Origin of the sequence: Methylobacter sp. BlB1, from assembly GCF_015476545.1 — a bacterium.
GTDB lineage: Bacteria > Pseudomonadota > Gammaproteobacteria > Methylococcales > Methylomonadaceae > Methylobacter.
Genome location: NZ_JADMKV010000040.1, coordinates 1 through 18,151, shown reverse-complemented (window position 1 = coordinate 18,151; position 18,151 = coordinate 1). Strand labels below are relative to the sequence as shown.

Annotated in this window: 12 protein-coding genes; 2 read left to right on the top strand and 10 right to left on the bottom strand. The window is 53.5% G+C overall.

Translation table 11 applies throughout. The annotated features are described in order from the left end of the window. Positions 1 to 35: 35 nt before the first annotated feature. The 9 genes from tssC to IT781_RS14600 all read right to left on the bottom strand — a co-directional run bounded on the left by tssC (position 36) and on the right by IT781_RS14600 (position 13,048). Entirely contained in the window at positions 36 to 1,532 is a 1,497-nt protein-coding gene (gene tssC, locus IT781_RS14640; protein WP_194970915.1) for a type VI secretion system contractile sheath large subunit, read from the bottom strand. Between the two features lie 3 nt (positions 1,533 to 1,535). After that, on the bottom strand, positions 1,536 to 2,066 hold the full coding sequence (gene tssB, locus IT781_RS14635) for a type VI secretion system contractile sheath small subunit (RefSeq protein WP_194970914.1): 531 nt from the start codon (positions 2,064 to 2,066) through the stop codon (positions 1,536 to 1,538). Positions 2,067 to 2,115: 49 nt separating this feature from the next. Beyond that, on the bottom strand, positions 2,116 to 3,165 hold the full coding sequence (tssA, locus tag IT781_RS14630; RefSeq protein ID WP_194970913.1) for a type VI secretion system protein TssA: 1,050 nt from the start codon (positions 3,163 to 3,165) through the stop codon (positions 2,116 to 2,118). Positions 3,166 to 3,244: 79 nt separating this feature from the next. Next, positions 3,245 to 4,789 (bottom strand): type VI secretion system-associated protein TagF, encoded by a 1,545-nt coding sequence (tagF, locus tag IT781_RS14625; protein WP_194970912.1) that lies wholly within the window; start codon positions 4,787 to 4,789, stop codon positions 3,245 to 3,247. Between the two features lie 2 nt (positions 4,790 to 4,791). Continuing rightward, positions 4,792 to 8,343: a type VI secretion system membrane subunit TssM gene (tssM, locus tag IT781_RS14620; RefSeq protein ID WP_194970911.1), complete on the bottom strand. Its 3,552-nt coding sequence runs from the start codon at positions 8,341 to 8,343 to the stop codon at positions 4,792 to 4,794. A 17-nt stretch (positions 8,344 to 8,360) separates the two neighbouring features. Further along, entirely contained in the window at positions 8,361 to 9,686 is a 1,326-nt protein-coding gene (gene icmH / locus IT781_RS14615) for a type IVB secretion system protein IcmH/DotU (RefSeq protein ID WP_194970910.1), read from the bottom strand. 6 nt (positions 9,687 to 9,692) lie between these two features. Further along, positions 9,693 to 11,030, bottom strand: a complete 1,338-nt coding sequence (gene tssK, locus IT781_RS14610; RefSeq protein ID WP_194970909.1) for a type VI secretion system baseplate subunit TssK — start codon at positions 11,028 to 11,030, stop codon at positions 9,693 to 9,695. A gap of 71 nt (positions 11,031 to 11,101) precedes the next feature. Then, entirely contained in the window at positions 11,102 to 12,736 is a 1,635-nt protein-coding gene (gene tagH, locus IT781_RS14605) for a type VI secretion system-associated FHA domain protein TagH (RefSeq protein ID WP_194970908.1), read from the bottom strand. A gap of 54 nt (positions 12,737 to 12,790) precedes the next feature. After that, entirely contained in the window at positions 12,791 to 13,048 is a 258-nt protein-coding gene (locus IT781_RS14600) for a hypothetical protein (protein ID WP_194970907.1), read from the bottom strand. 20 nt (positions 13,049 to 13,068) lie between these two features. Here IT781_RS14600 and tssJ point away from each other — a divergent pair, with 20 nt between their 5' ends. Next, entirely contained in the window at positions 13,069 to 13,587 is a 519-nt protein-coding gene (gene tssJ, locus IT781_RS14595; protein ID WP_194970906.1) for a type VI secretion system lipoprotein TssJ, read from the top strand. Between the two features lie 16 nt (positions 13,588 to 13,603). Here tssJ and IT781_RS14590 read toward each other — a convergent pair whose 3' ends face one another. After that, entirely contained in the window at positions 13,604 to 14,791 is a 1,188-nt protein-coding gene (locus IT781_RS14590) for a glycosyltransferase (RefSeq protein WP_194970905.1), read from the bottom strand. Between the two features lie 288 nt (positions 14,792 to 15,079). Here IT781_RS14590 and IT781_RS14585 point away from each other — a divergent pair, with 288 nt between their 5' ends. After that, the gene (locus IT781_RS14585) at positions 15,080 to 17,872 is read left to right on the top strand and encodes a Calx-beta domain-containing protein (protein WP_194970904.1); all 2,793 of its coding nucleotides are present in this window, start codon (positions 15,080 to 15,082) and stop codon (positions 17,870 to 17,872) included. The last annotated feature ends 279 nt before the right edge of the window (positions 17,873 to 18,151 follow it).

Sequence of the window (18,151 nt, the reverse complement as noted above, 5' to 3'; positions counted from 1 at the left end):
AAGTGCTAGGCTCCATGACTCGTAAGCACCAAACATCAACCGCCTTTGGCGGAGGGCAGTTTGGAAACCAATCGCAACGACACTGTCAAGCCTTCCAGCTGATAGTGCGGGCGAAGAAAGAATTTTGACGAGTAATACCCGGGATTGCCTTCTATCTCTTCAACAACAACTTCGGCGGCAGCCAGCGGCTTTTTCGCTTTAGTCGTTTCGCTGGAGTTTGCCGGATCACCATCCACATAATTCAGAATCCAGTTATTCAGCCAGCGCTCCATGTCCGAACGCTCCTTGAATGAGCCGATTTTGTCGCGCACGATACATTTCAGATAATGGGCAAAGCGGCAGGTCGCAAACAGATAAGGCAATCTGGCCGCAAGGTTGGCGTTTGCCGTTGCATCCGGATCATCATACTCGGCCGGCTTATTCAATGATTGCGCGCCGATAAATGCTGCAAAGTCGGAATTCTTCTTATGCACCAGCGGCATAAAGCCCGATTTGGCCAGCTCCGCTTCGCGGCGGTCACTGATGGCGATCTCGGTCGGGCATTTCATATCCACGCCGCCATCATCGGTCGGAAACGAATGCACCGGCAGGCCTTCGACGGCGCCGCCTGATTCAATGCCGCGAATTCTGGAGCACCAGCCGTACAATTTGAACGAGCGGTTGATGTTGGTCGCCATGGCATAGGCGGCATTGGACCATGTGTAGTTGCCGCTGTTGGCCGCTTCGGTATCTTCTTCGAAATCGAATTCGTCCACCGGATCGGTTTTAGAGCCGTACGGCAGACGAGACAGGAAGCGCGGCATAGCCAGACCGATGTACTTGGAATCATCCGATTCGCGCAATGAGCGCCATGCGGCATAATCCGGCGTCGAGAATATTTTCGTCAGATCGCGGGGATTCGCCAGTTCGGCCCATGAATCCATCTGTAATGTCGAAGGCGAAACGCCGGCAATGAACGGCGCATGCGATGCCGCTGAAATCTGCGCTATCTGGCCCAGCAGTTCAACGTCCTGCGGTGAATGATCGAAGTAATAATCGCCCATCAGGCAGCCGAACGGTTCGCCGCCGAACTGGCCGTATTCCTCTTCGTACAGTTTCTTGAACAGCGGGCTTTGATCCCAGGCCGTGCCTTTGAATTTCTTCAGCGTCTTGCCCAACTCTTTCTTCGAGATGTTCATGACTCTGATCTTCAGTTGCTCGTCAGTTTCCGTATTGTTGACCATATAATGCAGGCCTCGCCATGATCCTTCCAGCTTCTGGAAATCTTCATGGTGAAGAATCAGATTAACCTGCTCGGTCAGTTTTTTATCGATCTGCGCGATGATAGCCTCAATTGAATTGATCGCATCTTCCGATATGATGGAGGCATCCTTCAAAACGTATTCGGCCAATGTCTGAACCGCGTTTTCAACTTCTGCCTTGGCACGATCCGATTTGGGTTTGAATTCTTTGTTCAGCAATGATGAAAAATCGCTGAATTCCTGTGCCTGAGCCCCTGCTTGGGCTTCTGGCGCATTTGCTACTTCAACCATGGCTTATTCTCCTGCTTCCGGGGTTTCTGGCGTTGCGTCTGCAGCCGGCTTAGGCGCCGCGATCAGCGACTGCAGCAAGGCAGGATCGTTGATGGCCTTGGCAATCAGCTCTTCCGCGCCGCCCTTGCCGTCCATATAGGTCACCAGATTGGCCAATTGCGTTCTAGCTTCCAGCAGTTTATTGAGTCCTTCCACTTTTCTGGCAACAGCCGCCGGGGAAAAGTCATCCATGCTCTGGAAGGTGATATCAACGTTCAGATTGCCATCGCCGGTAATAGTGTTCGGCACGGTAAAAGCCACTCGCGGCTTCATGGACTTCAGACGTTCATCGAAGTTGTCAACGTCAATTTCCAGCAGCTTGCGCTCGGCAACCGGCGCCAGAGGTTCGGCGGGTTTTCCTGACAAGTCGGCTAAAACGCCCATCACGAACGGCAACTGGACTTTTTTTTCCGCTCCGTATAATTCAACGTCGTATTCGATCTGAACTCTTGGCGCACGATTGCGTGCGATAAATTTTTGACTACTTTCTGCCATTTAATGCCCCTTATTCAACGTATTAAATTTACAAACCAGCGTGATGTCTTTACTCATCTTCACCACGAGTTCCAATGATGACCTTGGCCTGATCCAAACCATCAGGCGCGATATCCTTAAGCGCGTCCATAAAGCTTTTTCCGACCAGTCTCATGCCGCGTTCAATAAAAATAGGCACTGGACTCGACGGTTCATTTTTTTTGTAATATTCGCAGACCAGATTCAATGCCTTAAGCACATCCTGCGTATTGTTGATGGCGCCAGGCGCCGATTTTTTTTCTGCGGCAGCCGCGGCTTTAACGTTGTCAGCGACAATCTCGCTTTCCGCCTCATCCGCAACAGCAACTTCGCCGCCGCCTTTTATTTCAAGCCAGTCAGTCAGAAGCGCCCTGCTTTCCTTTAACAGATTTCTTAAGTCGCCAAAACTGGGCGCATCATTGACTCCAACCTGCTCAGTAACAAAACGCTCCAATGCATTCAGGTTATCGAGGCCGGAGCTGACCGCAGCCAATATCTGCTTGAGACTTTCCAGATCGCTGTCCAGAACGGCGGCGTCAATTGTCGATGACGCTATGCCGCTTTCATTATCGGAAACGGTAATTTTTCCGGTAGCGACAAACACATCGCGTAGGCTGAATCGGCCGAGACCTCTCGATTCGACCAGGGGCGTTTGTTGGAGCGGGCGCAGAATAGTCTCGTGGTCGCACAAGGACATCAGAATATTGACCCGTTCAGTAGGGTCGTTGTCATCATCCGGATCAAGTTGAGGATAAATACTGTCCCAGCGCTGTTCAACCAGCGCCTTGATCAAAGCCATGCCGTCATTGAAGCCGGCAAATCCTTCCGTTGCGATCAGCGCCCGGAGAAAGCTGACCAGCACCCGCAGGTCTCGGGTACGGGATAATAGCTGTTCCGCGCTCTTTTTTACTTCGCGCCAGTTGGGAGGTTCCGCTGCTTGAATGGTATCGCCGACCTGTTGTTCAGGCTTGCCTTTTATCGCCTGTTCCAGAGCAATGAATTCGGCATCGTATTGCAGATCCTCTCCACAGACATTTTCCGAATCTATCGCTTCTAAATAGCTTTCAATATCGACAGCCAATTTGCCCCCTTATTTTTTATTATAACTGCAAACTCTATCACATCATCAAGAACTCTAAAACTCAATGACGTGCTTTAATCTATGAAATTTCGACGGCCACAACCGAAACATTGTCGCGAGCTCCTCGCTGCAGCGTCAAGTCAATCAAAGCCTGTACGCTGGCTTCACGATTATGGGCATTCAAAATCGCCTCAATCTCCTGAAAGCTCACCTCTTTATCCAGCCCATCGCTGCAAAGCAGATAAATATCGCCCGACTGTACATCAGCAGTTCCAGAATCCAACTGTAAATCATCATCAGCCCCAATAGCGCGGGTGATGACATTGGTCTGTTTCAGAGGCCTATCGGCCGGCATCAGGCTGCTTTCCGGATATTCCTGGTCTTCGCAATGATCTACGGTCAATTGTTGCAACTGCTTGTTCCTCAACCGATAGAGACGGCTATCGCCGGCCCATAGATAAGCAAATTGCTTATCGTCCGCCAGCAACACCACAACCGTGCTGCCCACGATTTGATTGCCGAACCGGCTTTCCGCCAGGTCGCGCAGATCATCATTGACCTGTTTCAGGCAGGCGCCAGTTTTTTTTATGGCTGAATCCAGGTCGCCTGAGAATTCCAGCTTGCCCAGGGCTTCAACAATCATCTGGCTCGCCACATCGCCGGCCTGATGCCCGCCCATGCCGTCCGCAACAGCCCATATACCCGCCTGCGGCCGGTCCAGTATCGCATCCTCATTGCATTTCCGACGCATGCCCACGTCGGTTATGGCAAAAGATCGCCACTTTAGATTCTGTTCATCCTGCCCGGCCTCAGATCCACTGCTGTCCGGCTGATTATTAATACACCTGCGCGGCTGCGTCTTATCCGGATCAATGCCCTCAGCAGCATTTGACAAAGTGGTTTTATCAAGCTGCCAGCCTCGGTCTGACATATGGCCGGAGAGCAGGCTGACAAACGCACTCACCGGCGGCAAGCCTTCACAGCCCAGCAAAAAAGGCTTGATATGATCGGAGCCGAGCGTGGCCCACAAGCTGTAGCCGGATGTAAATACATCAAACAAATTAGTGTGCAAATCCGCCAGCGCTTCCTCGGCCGGCCCCGCATGATCAATGCTTATACAGATGGCGTTTTTGGCGGCACCGGCATCCCTATGCAGGGTTCGATTGGCGAATCGGGCTTCAGGCCTTACTAAGGCAGGGATACTGGTCAGCAGATTATCGAAACCGTTCAGGTCGAGATTATCTTCCAGCGCCGTCAGCGCAATCGACTCGACTTCCGAAAACCAAGCGTTATTGGCTATGAACACATCGGGCAAATTGATGTCTGCTGATATAGGCAACGCCAGCGTCAACGGAAAATAACGCCCGACCCGGTCAACGCTGGGCATCAGCACACCGAGCCAACCGGTATTGCCGCACAGCCCCGGACTTAATGCAAAACGCCAGACCGGACTCGATAAGTAAGCCTTCAGCCAGTTCTCGACAAGCTGCTGCTGGCTCGCCGCCATGGCGCTCTGCAGCCATTTATCCCACGGATTGATAAACTCGCGCGAAAGCCGGCGCGAAACAAAATCGCCCAGGACCGGCAATTTTCCATAAAATCCAGGAATGGACAGGTTTTCCACGGTCATATTCCGGCGATGCAGCGAAAGCTCTTTAAGGCATCGAAGGCAAACGGATTGAATACGCTGTTGGCTCTCAACTCGTATTTTGCCGTCAGTCCTTCAATAGCGAAGGTCACGATATAACTGTCCTGCGTCGATTTCTGTATATCAGCCTTATCAAGTACCCTGAACAGCGCCCATGCGCCCTCTTCCGAGCGACTGACCAGCTTGCCGTCCGGCTTTTCGAAACCGTACCGGACCAAGCCTCCGCCCGTACCCGGCCATTGGAACTGCGTCGCCCGCGCCGGACCGTGGCGATAATCGGTCTGCTGGCCGCCCATATCGATCCAGAAGCGCGATGCATTCGAATCGAGTTGCAGCGGCTTGAGCTCAAACGTGATAGCCGGCAACTGTCCGCCGCTCTGGAAAAAGACGTCGCGTATTTTTGCCGCATTCTGGAACTGGCTCAGAACGCCCGACGATATGCCGATCGACTTGTTGTCCTGGGCAATCAGCCTCCATTGCATGCCGCTGGTGTCGACAAACGGTTTCAGATGGGTATTGAAAAACTGGTCGAGAACGCCGTTGGGCGCAAAGAACTTGCCGAAATCCTGCAGCGTAATATCGGTGCGGCTGGCTTTTGACAGTGGATAGCGCCCTTCCAGCGCGCTTTTGCAGACCGTGGCCACTTCGCTTTGCAGGCTGCGGTTCAGCTGGGCCTTGGCGCCGCCCAGAATAATGCCCCAGTTTCCCGAAGCCAAGGTCCTGACCCAGCCTTGCAAAGGGTCCGGCAGTCGTGCCGAGTGCAGATTAATCTGCGCAATGATGTCATTGCCGCCTCCGGAACTGCGCTGCAAGGCCAAGTTGACAGCGGCGGAAGCATCGGATGTGCTGCCCAGATCAGCCATATAGCCGTAAAGCTGCCCCAGGTCGGCAATCACCTGATCGATAGCCACGGCGCCGCCGATATTCCTGATCTGGGCAGTCAGCCTTTCAAAATGCCGCTCGACTTCCTGACCTGAACCGGCCGAGGATTCGCCAGTCACGCCGGCCACTTTGGCGGCATTCAGCAGCTTTTGCATGCGCGCATCGCCGCCTGTTGCGGCTTCGGCACCCTGTTTCAGCTTATCCAGGCCACCGGCATCGGCCGGGGCGCGCGTCAGCGATGTCTGTTGATCCAGCGCCTGCAGCAGTTTACGCAAAGGCGAGTCGCCGCCGGAGACTATCTCCAGCACTTCTATGGATTGCTGTATATTGGCCGTCGCCCTGATGTTCAAATTATTCAGCAAATCGTCCCAGCGCTTGATGAAGTCGATGAAATAATAATTGCGCAGCTTGGCTTCCAGTTCCGCAGAATCCTGTACCCCGGCCATGTTGTCCTCGCCGAGCACCCATTGCTGCTCAACCGCCTGCTTGGCCAGATCCTTGCTTTCTTTCAGAAAAATCTGATAGAAACCGTCATAGGTAAAAAAGCCGGGAATCAACTGCTCTTCCAGTGTGCCGCTGGCGGTCGAAAAAACGCGATTTCCGCTTAACCCCAGGGCATCGATCAGCTTGAAGTCATAATCATGCCGCTGCAATGCCTCACGCTTGATGCGCATGTAAACCTGCTGCGCGACCGGTATTTGCGTCAATATCTGCCGGGTACCTGCAACCAACTGATCATCCAGAGGCTGGGCCTCCATCGGCAATTTCAGCAGATTGTCCAGATGCACCAGCAAGCCTTGCTGCACAGCCTGGGGGTAATTGTTTTCCCAGTCCAGTGCGATCCAGGGCCGGAAAATCCTGGCATCCATTTTCTCCGGATTGCCGAGCATCAAATAAACGCGCAGCAGTTCATACAAAATCTCCGGGTTTTTGGCTTCCTCGCTGACCAGGCGCTGTTCCAGCCTGGCCTTGATGAGCGGCAGGAAACGGTTCGACAGTTGCTTGCCATAAGCGCTGTCGACCAGCGGCCTGAGCTTGTCGCCCTGGTAAAGCCCGAACTGCATGGACCACGGCGCGTCGTCGGCATAAACGGCGTGCACGGCATAAAGCGCATCCATTTGTTTCAATAAGGCGGCGAAATCGCTTTTCCACTCAGGCGTGTCGGCAAGCGTTTTTTCGTAGAGATCGTTTTTTGCCTGCACGTCGGCAATAGCCAGTTTATTGCGTGTAAAACTGGTCGACCATAAAGCCGCCATGCCGATAGTCAGCGCAATGGCCGCCCCGTAAGACAATTTTTGCATCAGCGAACGGCGCTGCTCCACGCGCTGGTTCAAACCGGCGATTTCGGCCTCGCCGAAGATGACTTCTTTAAGAAGGCGCGTCAGAAAATAGCTTTTGCCCTTGCCGCTGAATACCGGCGCCGAAAAGCGGTCGAGCTTGAATGTAGTGGCTAGTATGCCCATTAACCGATCGATCGGCGTGCCTTCCTGCGTGCCGCTGGTGAAATAAACGCCGCGCAGCAGCGAGGGCGTCTGGTAGCGGTTGATGCCGAAGCACTGCTGAAGGAAACTGAGCATGGGCTCTTTCAGTAACGACATGCGTTGCGGAAAGCCGAAAATCAGATTGCGGCGCTGAAGATCTCTCTCCTCCTGCAGACGTTTCTGCATGCGGCTGTTCAGGCGCACCAGCAAATCATCGAAGTCCTGCCCGACTCGGGCGATGACATCGGCCGGATGTTCTTCATTTTCTTCAGGAAACGTTACGCCCCATATCTGGGCGCGCTCATCCTGGCCGAAATCGGCGAAAAAGTCCGTAAAACCCGCAATCAGATCCGTTTTGGTGAACAACATATAAATCGGGATGCGGATGCCGAGTTGCTCATTCAATTCCTGAATCCGCTGCCGTATGGCGAGCGCGTGCAGCGTGCGCTCTTCTTCCGTCTGCCGAAGCAGGTCGGACAGGCTCATGGCAACCAGAACGCCGTTGACGGGGCGGCGCGGCCGGTGTTTTTTCAACAGATCCAGGAACCCGAACCAGGCCGCCTTATCGACAGCTTCATGGCTGTCCTGGGTCGTGTAGCGGCCCGCCGTATCGAGCAGCACCGCCTGGTCGGTGAACCACCAGTCGCAATTGCGCGTGCCGCCGACGCCTTGGATGGCGCTTTTGCCGAAACGATCAGACAATGGAAATTCCAGGCCGGAATTGATCAAAGCCGTCGTTTTGCCGGAACCCGGCGGTCCTATGATAATGTACCAGGGCAGCTCGTACAGATATTGTTTGCCGTGCGACGACTTGCTTTTCATCTGTTTCAATGTTTGCAAGGCCGCATCGAAGTTTTGCCCGAGCATGCCGATCTCTTCGTCCGACTCATGATTGACCTGTAACGGAGCGGCTATCTTGCTGTCCACCAGTTCGTTGACCATCTGCGCGTTGGCGCGGCTGGCTCTGACCTGAGTGAACAGATTATTGGCGCCCCACAGCACGACAAGGATCAGTATGGCGATCAGGCGTGAAACCTCGGTTTCGAGCGGTACATTGCCGCCTATCGCAATCAGCGGACCGAAAAACCATAACACCAGGCTCAGCGCGATAATACCAATGAGCTGTATCACCCATTTTCTCTTGAAGAAATCGATAATTTTTTTCACGATTAACCTTAAAATTCTTAAAAATTGATTTCTATACGCCGATTCATGGCCCGGTGTTCGGGACTATCGTTAGGCACCAGGCTTTGCGTATCCGCGCGTCCTTCCGATGCAATGGGGTGACTAAACTGGCCGCGGCCGCTTAAAAACGCCGCCACTGTTTTTGCCCTTGCACTGGATAAATCCCAGTTGGAAGGAAAGCGCGCCGTGAAAATAGGTACATTGTCGGTATGTCCGACCACGCTGATGGGATCGGTGATGGTAGTCAGCGCCTGGGCTATTTTTTCCAGCAACGGATAATATTCGGCCTGGATCTGGTCGCTGCCGGAAGCGAAAAAGCTCTTGGCCATGATTCTGATCACGGTCTTGCCGTTAATCTGATCCACAGTGACTTTATGCTGCTGGATTTCAGGCGCCAGAAACGCTCTGAGATCGTCGAGGATGTTTCTGACCGGCGCTGCAGGCGCGGGTTTGTTAACGGCCAAGGTGGGTTTAATATCGAGATCATCCTTGATTTTGTACAACTGGCTCAGCAGCGGATTGGATGCCTGATTCACGGCATACAGAAAACCCAAAAATACCAGCATCAGCGCGAAACCCGCCACCGAAGCCACAACCCACAAAGGCACATATTTGGCCAGCGCATTACGCTTGTCGGTAATGCCGCGCCAGTGCGGCGACAGCTCCTTGTCGAAGTCGCCTCTTTGCCGGCGGATGACCAGATACAGATTTTCACGCACCTCTTCGAGCCGCGTCAGGCCGTGTTCCTGGACACGGTACTTGCCTTCAAACCCCAAGCTCAAGCAGAAATAGAAAAGTTCCAGCAGATAAAGATAGGTTCCCGGCTGCGCAACCAGGTTCTGCAGAATCTGGAAAAACTTCTCGCCGCCCCAGGCTTCCTTGTGGAAGGTAACCAGCAGGTTTTGCGTGGTCCAGATACTATTGCAGCCCCATGGCGTGTTGAGTATCGCTTCATCGAGCAGCGAGCACAGCGCGTAACGCGCAGCCTGCACGTGCTCGGGCGGGCAGCCTGCCTGCAAGGACTTGGCCTCGAAGGTTTTGACCTCGCTGATCAGCTTGTTCCTGAGCCCTGGCACGTCGGCATGCGATACCGAGTTGCGCAGCTGCACCACCAGCGACAATAGCGCCATGGCGCTGCCGACCAGCGGATTATCGCCGGACTGCAGATTGATCTGCTGCGGTACAGTTTCGGCGGCTGTTGCAAAGACCGGCGCCGCAGGCTGTTGCAAGGGTTCCGAAGACGGTTTTTTTCGCAGACCCGGCGAGGGCTTCAAAACAGTTTTGTCGTCATCCAGATAATTGCCGAAAGGATCGCCTTGATTCACGCTGTGTTACCCGTTTTTAATTGCCCAAAATTCTAGTTCAAGACCCGGAAATTCGCCTGCGATATGAATGGCGAAGCCGCCGGACTTGTGCATTTGCTGCCAAAAATCACCCTGCTTGCTCAGCTCGAAATACGAGAACCCCGCATGATAGGGAATCTGCCTGGGCGCAACCGGCAGCGGATGCACCGCGATGCCGGGCAGCGCCGACCTGACCAGTTGTTGAATCTGTTCTACCGGACCGATTTTGACCTGGGTCGGGAACTGGCTGCGCAGCATGTCAACCGGCACCTGCGCATTCACAGCCAACACGAAGAAGGCGTCTTTCAGCAAATTGTAATCGGGGATTTTGGCCGCACGCGTACCGTATTTGGGCGGCGTCAGCGGAATCGGTATGGCGTTCTGCTCCAGCACCAGGCTCAGGCAGTCGCGGATTTCATCGATCACGTAACTGAAAGTCAGCTGCAGATTGTCATGTTTGTAGACGGGAAAACTGACCGGGCGCTTCTGGGTTTTGGAGAAAGTCGACAGTTCGCCGGCCACCTGCAGCGCGATACGGTAGAAATCCTCGGGATGCATGCCGGGCAGGTTCTGCAGATGCTCGAAAAGCGGCTCCAGCCGGTTGACGACCTGCAGCAGTAAAAAATCGGATATTTCCGAAACGCCTCCGCGCCCCGCTTCCGATGCCCGTCCGGCTAATGCTTCGCCCCGGGTGTGCAATAAACCGCAAATTTCCTTGATAAACCCGCTGATCTTGGGATTTGCAAGGCAATCGAGACTGGGAGGGATAAACTCTTCGTCAAGAATCACATTTTTGTCGGCGCGGGATTCAATGACCCGAGCCACACCGATGCAGATGTGTCCGGCACGTTCCTGTCTTTCCAGCATCAGGCTGGTATGCAGCCGGCCTATCATCAATGCCGAGACTTCGTTGCTGTTGGTATTGTGATCCCTGACATCCGCTTCAACGGCGTGATAGCGCGCCATATTACTGGGCTTTTCGGCGCTGTCGACTTCAATGGAGCCTTCAAGGCGCGCCGGCAGGGAGAGATAGATAATGCTATTTTGCACGTCGGACGGAATATCGATAGGCTGAGGCAGCTCATCGTCGGCGGGCAGGTTAAAAGGCGTGCCGTCAGGAAAAATACCGCTGCATTCAGCCAGTGCAAACTTGCCCATCGCCAATTGCCGCTGGTCAATCTTCAGCCTTGCCACGCCCCAGTCATAAACCCGGCCTGTACCGCACCGCCCCCGCACCAAAGCTTCGATGTAGCGGTCATGCTGCTGAAAATGTTGCGGACGCAGGAACATCCCTTGCGACCAGATTACCCTGTTGTTTTCTGACATTATTTATCGTGCCCCCCGCACTGAACTGCAAATATCATACCCAAAAAGCCTGAATTTGGAATATTGTTATTTTATTTGTCTGTCCGTAGATTGCTTAACTGCTTCATTTGTTTTTCATAGGCTTCGGCAAAGGCATCTCCGAAAAAGTCCTCCATCGCCTGCTCGACCACGCGCGGATAGAGAGCGCTGTATTTATCCCAGCATTTTGATTTTTTCTGCAGAACCAGCCCTTCCTCATACTGTTTTTCAATCAGCTTCGGATCGAACTGCCTTAAAATTTGCGCCAGCGATGCCTGAATGCCGGCCTGCATGGCCATCTGATGACTCATGATATCGTTGAAGCCTTCATCAATCGCCTCGACCGGCTCCTTGAAGCCGCCCTGCCCGTTTTTGACCAGATGCGTCAGCGCATCCTCGGTCGTCACGGCAAATTTTAGCGGATTGTTATTCGTTGTTTTAATGGTCGTCATACTGACGCGGAACTGGCTCTTAAACTCTGCACGGCTTCTCAATACCGCCACGGTGCCTTCGACCAGCTTTCTGAACATCAAGCCGATCCTGTGCATGGTTTCCGGCGCGGCTTGCGCTTGCAGCGCCTTGTCTTCGAGCCCGGCGCCCTGTAAAAATGCGTTAAACAGCGCATTCGAAGCCACGGTTTGGTTAACCGCCTGAGCCTGCGGAGCGGCCGGCGCCTCCGGTATTGGAGCCGCGGCAACCGGAACCGCATCATTCAACGTTGGCATTTCCAGTTCCGGCTCTTTACCGACCGCACCATCATCGGGCATCAGTTCAGTTTCCAGCAGCAATTCCTGTTCAACCTCCGGTTCAAATCCCTGAAAGCTGAAATCCGCCGCAACCGGTACCGGATCGATGGATACTGGCGTATCCGGCTCCAGCAATTTGCTGCTTGCCTGCTCGGGCGCCGGTTCTGCTTCTGCCGTTACCGGCGGCAAATCTTGTACAGCCTCCGGTTCGAAACCCTGAAACCAACTGTGATCATCGGCCTGCGCATCTGTCCCGGTATTGAATAATTCCTCGAAATTAAAGTCATCGGGAATTTCATTGCTGCTTTGCGCCCCCTCGGTCGGCGCAGGCGGGATGAAGCTGTCATGAATCGAGGAAATATTGGCCTGCATAAGCCCTTCGAAACCCGGCTGACCTTTGTCATGATCGGGATTCAGCAATGCGTCATGTGCCGGAAAAGGCGCGGCACCGGTATCGCGAAGAAACGCATCCAGATGGGGATCGCCATGAGATGAACTATTAAAGATGTCGTCCGCCGGTGCAAACGGACCCGGTGCGTAAACAGGACTTTTGGCGGCAGGAACAGCCTCAAAAGGCGAAGCGAACAGATCGGGCGCCAAGGCGAAATCGTCCGGTTGCTGCTCCGGCGTAATCGAAACCAGGATCTCATATTCGCCTATCCTCAGGCGCATACCGTCGATCAAGGTCTGGGTACCGTCATTAAGCGGCGGCTCCTGGTCGTCTATGTAGGTGCCGCTTAAACTGGAATCCCTGATCAGATAATGGCCGTTCTCGAACGAGATGGAAGCATGACGTCTGGACACAAACTTTTCAGGGTCAGGCAGGACCAGGGTATTTTCGTCGGCACGGCCGATTGTTCCTCCATGCCTGTCAAAAACAGCTTCTGTGCCGGCATTAAAGGGTTGCCCCTTGAGTGATATTATTTTTAGCAATAGCGACATATCCACCCTACTTTATTATTGCTTCCATTTTATAAAATCTTTAACCGTAAATGATTAAAGAACTCCTTTTTGAGTATTAATATACATCGTGAATCGTGAATATTTATAATTTTTCGAACCGACCCGATTGAAGCTGCCCGTCATCGGCCATTGAAAAGACAGCTTGCGCTCATCAAGAACACGCAGCAAAATCTTGCGGGCCTGTCGCTTTATCGCTAGAATCGGGCGCGTTTTACCCTTTATTTTTCCGTTCGTAAGCATTGCAAGTTCATCCACTTTGTAATCGGGGCTGACTTCAATCGAACTGTTCATTATGGATTTGAGGTTTAATCGTGTTTAGCACCAACAGTTTCATGCGCGCCAATGCGCTGCCCGGCCTGATTATCTGCAGTATGCTCGCTTTAAGCGGATGCAGTTTATTCCAGGATGATGCCCCGCCCTCTGCTGCAACATCAGCCCCTGCGCCGGTTCCTTTCACGGTTGAACTTAAATTTGCAGCCGGCAGCGATCTGAATCCGGACATCGAAGGCAGGGCATCGCCGCTGGTGGTGCGCATCTACCAGCTCGAAAGCATTTCAGCTTTCAATAACAGCGACTTCTTTGCCTTATATGAGAACGATCAGGCACTGATCGGCAAGGACATCAAATATCGCGAAGAGCTGGAAGTCAGGCCCGGACAGAAAATCAGCAATAAACACGAACGGCAAGCGGGCGCCCGTTATATAGCCGTGCTTGCGGCCTTTCGCGATCTCGATCAGGCGCAATGGAAAGCCTTTGTTGAAATGAAGCCAGGTCAGAATGAAGCGTTCAACGTCAATCTCGGCAAAACCAGCGTCAGCATTAGCCGTTAACGGGCAAACCTTGATTTCAACGCATCAGCGCCTCGCAGCGATCGACGATGCGAACAGCCTGTTCCTCAGGAGCAAACGCGGCGTATTTATCGGCAAATTTCTCTGCCGTTTTGGTATATTTGCCATTGGATAAAATCTCCATAGCCGCGGCACGATAATTCGGCTTTTTCGTTTCCGGCGGTATGCATACGCCGGCGCCGAGCATGGCGATATTTCTTGCCGTGATTGACTGCTCCAAATGTGTCGGCAGCATCAGCAAGGGTTTGCCGGACAACAGCATGGCCGCCGCAGTGCCGGCTCCGGCGTGACAAATGACTAACCCACACTGCGCCGCTTGCCGCATATCCACCGGTTGCGCTGAAATGTGCAGATTGGCGCCGCTGTATTTTTGAATGAATGCCGGGGTCGTGCCCGGTATATGCGCAAAAACTGACCAGGACGAAGATCGCAATTGCTGCAGCAGCGGCTCCAAACCGGCATAGTCCTTGTTCAGATAAGCGAAGATACACTTATTGCCCACGGAGGGCCACACGGGTCTATCCCTTTCCGAATAAGAAAAAGCCGGTCCCCAATAGACGCCTTGCTTGCGCCCCTGATAATGATCGAGTTCCGGCAATGTGCAGAGAAAATCCTCCTCCACCTCGAACAAATCCGCCAGCACCGTCAGATGCCGGCCGCCGAGACAGTCCGCCACCGAATTTATCGCCGCCACGACCTGTGTCTCGCTGTTTATCAGCTCTTTCTCGGGCACATGCAATCCAGGCCGCATAGCGGGCATTGGACTGAGCCTTGGCGGCGAATAAAAACCGGTGCCGAACAAGGCGCGCGGGATCTTCAGTTCGCGAGCGGCCAGCAACGCAGTCGGCGCATGATCGAACAACAGCAGATCCGGTCTCAAGCACGCTATCGTCGTTTTCCAAGCCTGCGTTCTCGCCAACAGCCCTGCCGCTTCATGAAAGCCCGCATTGCGCAGAATCCCGGCATAATTTATCGCGAGTGGCATAGCGGCATTGCCGGGCCAGCGCATCGGCGCCTGGAGATAGGCGAACCCGTACTTGCCGAGCAACGTATGGGCATGCTCAAGATTCTTGAGCACAAAAACAACCTCGTGCCCGCGCTGCTGAAATCGTCTGGCTACGGAAAGAAAAGCGCCGATATGGCCATACCCTCCGCCGAGTTCCCAGACATAGACTATTTTGCTCATAACCTTAAAATCGGGAAAATAGTGGCAGCCAAAAAACGTTAATTTTTAATAACATATCTTTATTTCTTGAAGCAATTTGGAAAGATGCCGGCGGTGATCCTGCACAGGCGGATATTCAGTAATCATCGTTAATTCATGGATAGTGTTTATTCAATTGCCAAGATTATATAAGTCATGCTCAGCATTCAGGATTCTGTTAATATTATATTCATCAGCGATAAATAAAAAACACTAACGCTGCCGGCGGCCAGGCATATCCGCCCGTCATCTTTGAGGAGCTAAATCATTATGCAATTACCCTTGGCACATCCCAGGCATCCTTCAGTTCGCACTGAAAAATCGCCTTTTCGAAATACCGTCTTTCAGACGCCGCGGTTATATGGTTCCAAGCCGATATTATTGACAGCCTTGAGCATGATGGCTCTGACGCCGATTTCCGCTGATGCCTGGATATTGGACTTTACCCCTAATTCCTATACTGTTGATGAGGCAGCCGGCACGGCGCAGATAGGCATTACCATTACGCAGGAAGCGAACGATTATGGCGGATGCAGTCTGTCGGGCAGGGTTGTCCCCATTGGCGGGTCGGCAATTGAAAATACCGATTTTGCATTGAGTGACGGATTTTCTGTTCAGACCGACTTTAATTTTACCGGGGGGCAAACAACGTACTCAACGACTGTAAACCTCAATATTATCGATGATACCCTGCCGGAAAGCTCCGAAGACATTCAATTGGGCCTCCAGAATCTAAGCTGTAATGTTGAGGAAGTCATCTCCAGCAATGCCACTGCCGCCGTCAACATCACCGATAATGACAACTCCGGCACTGTGAGTCTTGATAATGCCTCTTACAGCATTAGCGAAAGCGGCGGCAGCATCACCATCACCGCCACGCGTGCAAACGGCTCCGACACCCCTGTTTCGGTTAATTTTTCCACCGCAAACGGGTCGGCGGTTGCCGGCCAGGATTTTGACGCCGTATCCGGCACGCTGAATTGGGATAACGGCGAATCCGGCACCAAATCCATTGTTATTCCAATACGGCCTGATTCAGCTGTGGAACAAGACGAAACGCTGACTTTGACCCTGAGCAATCCCAGCGCCGGCCTCAGCCTGGGTACCAGCAGCGCAACCGTGACAATTCTCGACGATGACAGCGCCGGCACCGTCAATCTCGACAGCGCAACCTACAGCGTCAATGAGAGTGCCGGCCATGTCACCGTATCGGCCACCCGCTCAAACGGCGCCAGCGGCAGCGTAACGGTTGACTATAGCGCCAATAACGGCACCGCAATCGCCAGCCAGGATTTCGATGCCGTAGCCGGCACATTAAGCTGGGCCGACGGCGAATCCGGCACCAAATCCATCGACATCCCGATCAATGCCGATGCCTTAACAGAACCGAATGAAACCTTTACCGTCGATCTGAGCAACCCTACGAACGCTCTGACGTTAGGCACTAGCCGCTCGACGGTTACGATAGCCGACCAAACGGCACCGGCGACGACGGGATTCAGCATCGCGCAGGAGACGGTCACGGAAGGCAATGCGGTAACGGTAACAGTGGAAAGAACCGGCGGCACCAATGGCGAGGTGCGCGTTGATTACACCACGGTAAACCGGTCAGCGCTCGCCGGCAGCGACTATACCGAAAAGTCAGGCACGCTGATCTGGAGCGACGGCGATGCCAGCCCGAAAACAATCACGATCGAAACCACAGCCGATAGCGACACGACTGAGCAAAATGAATTGTTTTCGATCCGCCTGTCCAATCCGGTAGGCGCGACGCTCGGCAGCATTGACGCGATCGATATCGCGATAACCAATGCAACGCCGTCGCTGAGCGACATTGACAACCTTACCCCCAACCAAAGGTCGGTAGCCGAAGCGCTGGACCAGTCATGCGCGGCAGCGACCGGCGAATTCAGGCAGCGTTGCGATGAACTGTACCTGTCCGGGATGAGCAACGATGAAAAAAGGCAGGTTCTCGATGCCATCGTTCCTGAGCAAATCGCAGCCCAGGGGTCGGCGGCTGTCGATTTCGGCTCGCAGCAGCTGCAGATTATCCATGGCCGCATCATCGAAGTAAGAAACAGGCGCAATAACGGCGGCCTGTCCGTGCTCGGCTTCAATATGAATGTCGACGGTGAAAACGTGGCGTTAGGCAGAATGGCGCAGAACGCCTTAAACAACGCCTTGGGAGGGGCCGCCGGGGATGAACCGTTAAGGGACAGCCCGCTGGGCTTTTTTCTGAAAGGCCAGATCAAGATCGGCGATAAAAACAAAACCCGCAATGAAAAAGGCTTCGATCTTGAAACCAAAGGCATTATGCTGGGCGTCGATTATCAGTTTTCTGACGCTCTGATCATGGGCATGGCGGCCGGTTATGGGCACACCAATACGGATTTCAACAGCAACGGCGGCGATATGACTACGCAGTCAGGCGACTTTTCCGTTTACGGCAGCTACTTTCTGCCCCAGGATTTCTACGTCGATTGGGTTGCGAGCTATGCCATCCATGGTTACGAAATGAACCGGCGCATTGCTTATCCCGGCATGATCACCACCGCAACCAGCAATCCGGATGGCGACCAATACGGCGGCAGCGTGGGAGTTGGCAAGGACATTTACATAGGCAGCTTCTTTGTCAGCCCTTATCTTCGCGGCGAGTATATAGAGACCACGATAGACCAATACACCGAACAAGGCGGCGCCGGATTTGCCCTGAATGTGGCGGACCAGTCCATTTCGTCGGTGACATCGACGCTGGGCAGCCAGTTCAGCCAGTCGATCAGCATGCCCTGGGGCATTCTCGCGCCGGGCGCCCGCTTCGAATGGGTGCACCAGTTTGAAGACAGTGCGCGCGCCATTCAGTCCCAGTTTGTCAGCGCGCCGGCCGGCTTGGGTTATTTCACGACGCTGACCGACAGCCCGGACCGGGATTACTTCAACCTCGGCGCTTCAATTGCCGCCACCCTGCCTGAAGGCCGGTCGGCATTTTTCCGCTATGAAACGCGCCTGGGGCAAGCCAACATTTCCAATCATATTCTGGAACTGGGCGTCAGGATTCCTTTTTAGAAAACAGCCGGAATTCCATCGGTACAGCCGGTGGAACTCCCTATCGCTTCATCTGCAATATCTGCTTCTTTCGATGCCAGCGTATAGGGCGCATTAGCGTCAGCGTAATGCGCCGAATGGCCGAATGGCCGAAGGCCAACATGCGGCGCAATACGGCTAGCGCCTATTGCGCCCTATGAATTGCGCCTTATCAACTTGGCTATTAGTTTTAGCGATCGGCAACAATGTGCCATTATGTGAAGTTTCCTTTTATGCACAGTAACTTGGTGGCGCATAGTT

Excerpts from the sequence above, each read along its gene's own strand:
- tssC (WP_194970915.1), bottom strand. The coding sequence starts at position 1,532 with ATGGTTGAAGTAGCAAATGCGCCAGAAGCCCAAGCAGGGGCTCAGGCA.
- tssB (WP_194970914.1), bottom strand. The coding sequence starts at position 2,066 with ATGGCAGAAAGTAGTCAAAAATTTATCGCACGCAATCGTGCGCCAAGA.
- tssK (WP_194970909.1), bottom strand. The coding sequence starts at position 11,030 with ATGTCAGAAAACAACAGGGTAATCTGGTCGCAAGGGATGTTCCTGCGT.
- tagH (WP_194970908.1), bottom strand. The coding sequence starts at position 12,736 with ATGTCGCTATTGCTAAAAATAATATCACTCAAGGGGCAACCCTTTAAT.
- IT781_RS14600 (WP_194970907.1), bottom strand. The coding sequence starts at position 13,048 with ATGAACAGTTCGATTGAAGTCAGCCCCGATTACAAAGTGGATGAACTT.
- IT781_RS14590 (WP_194970905.1), bottom strand. The coding sequence starts at position 14,791 with ATGAGCAAAATAGTCTATGTCTGGGAACTCGGCGGAGGGTATGGCCAT.
- IT781_RS14585 (WP_194970904.1), top strand. The coding sequence starts at position 15,080 with ATGCAATTACCCTTGGCACATCCCAGGCATCCTTCAGTTCGCACTGAA.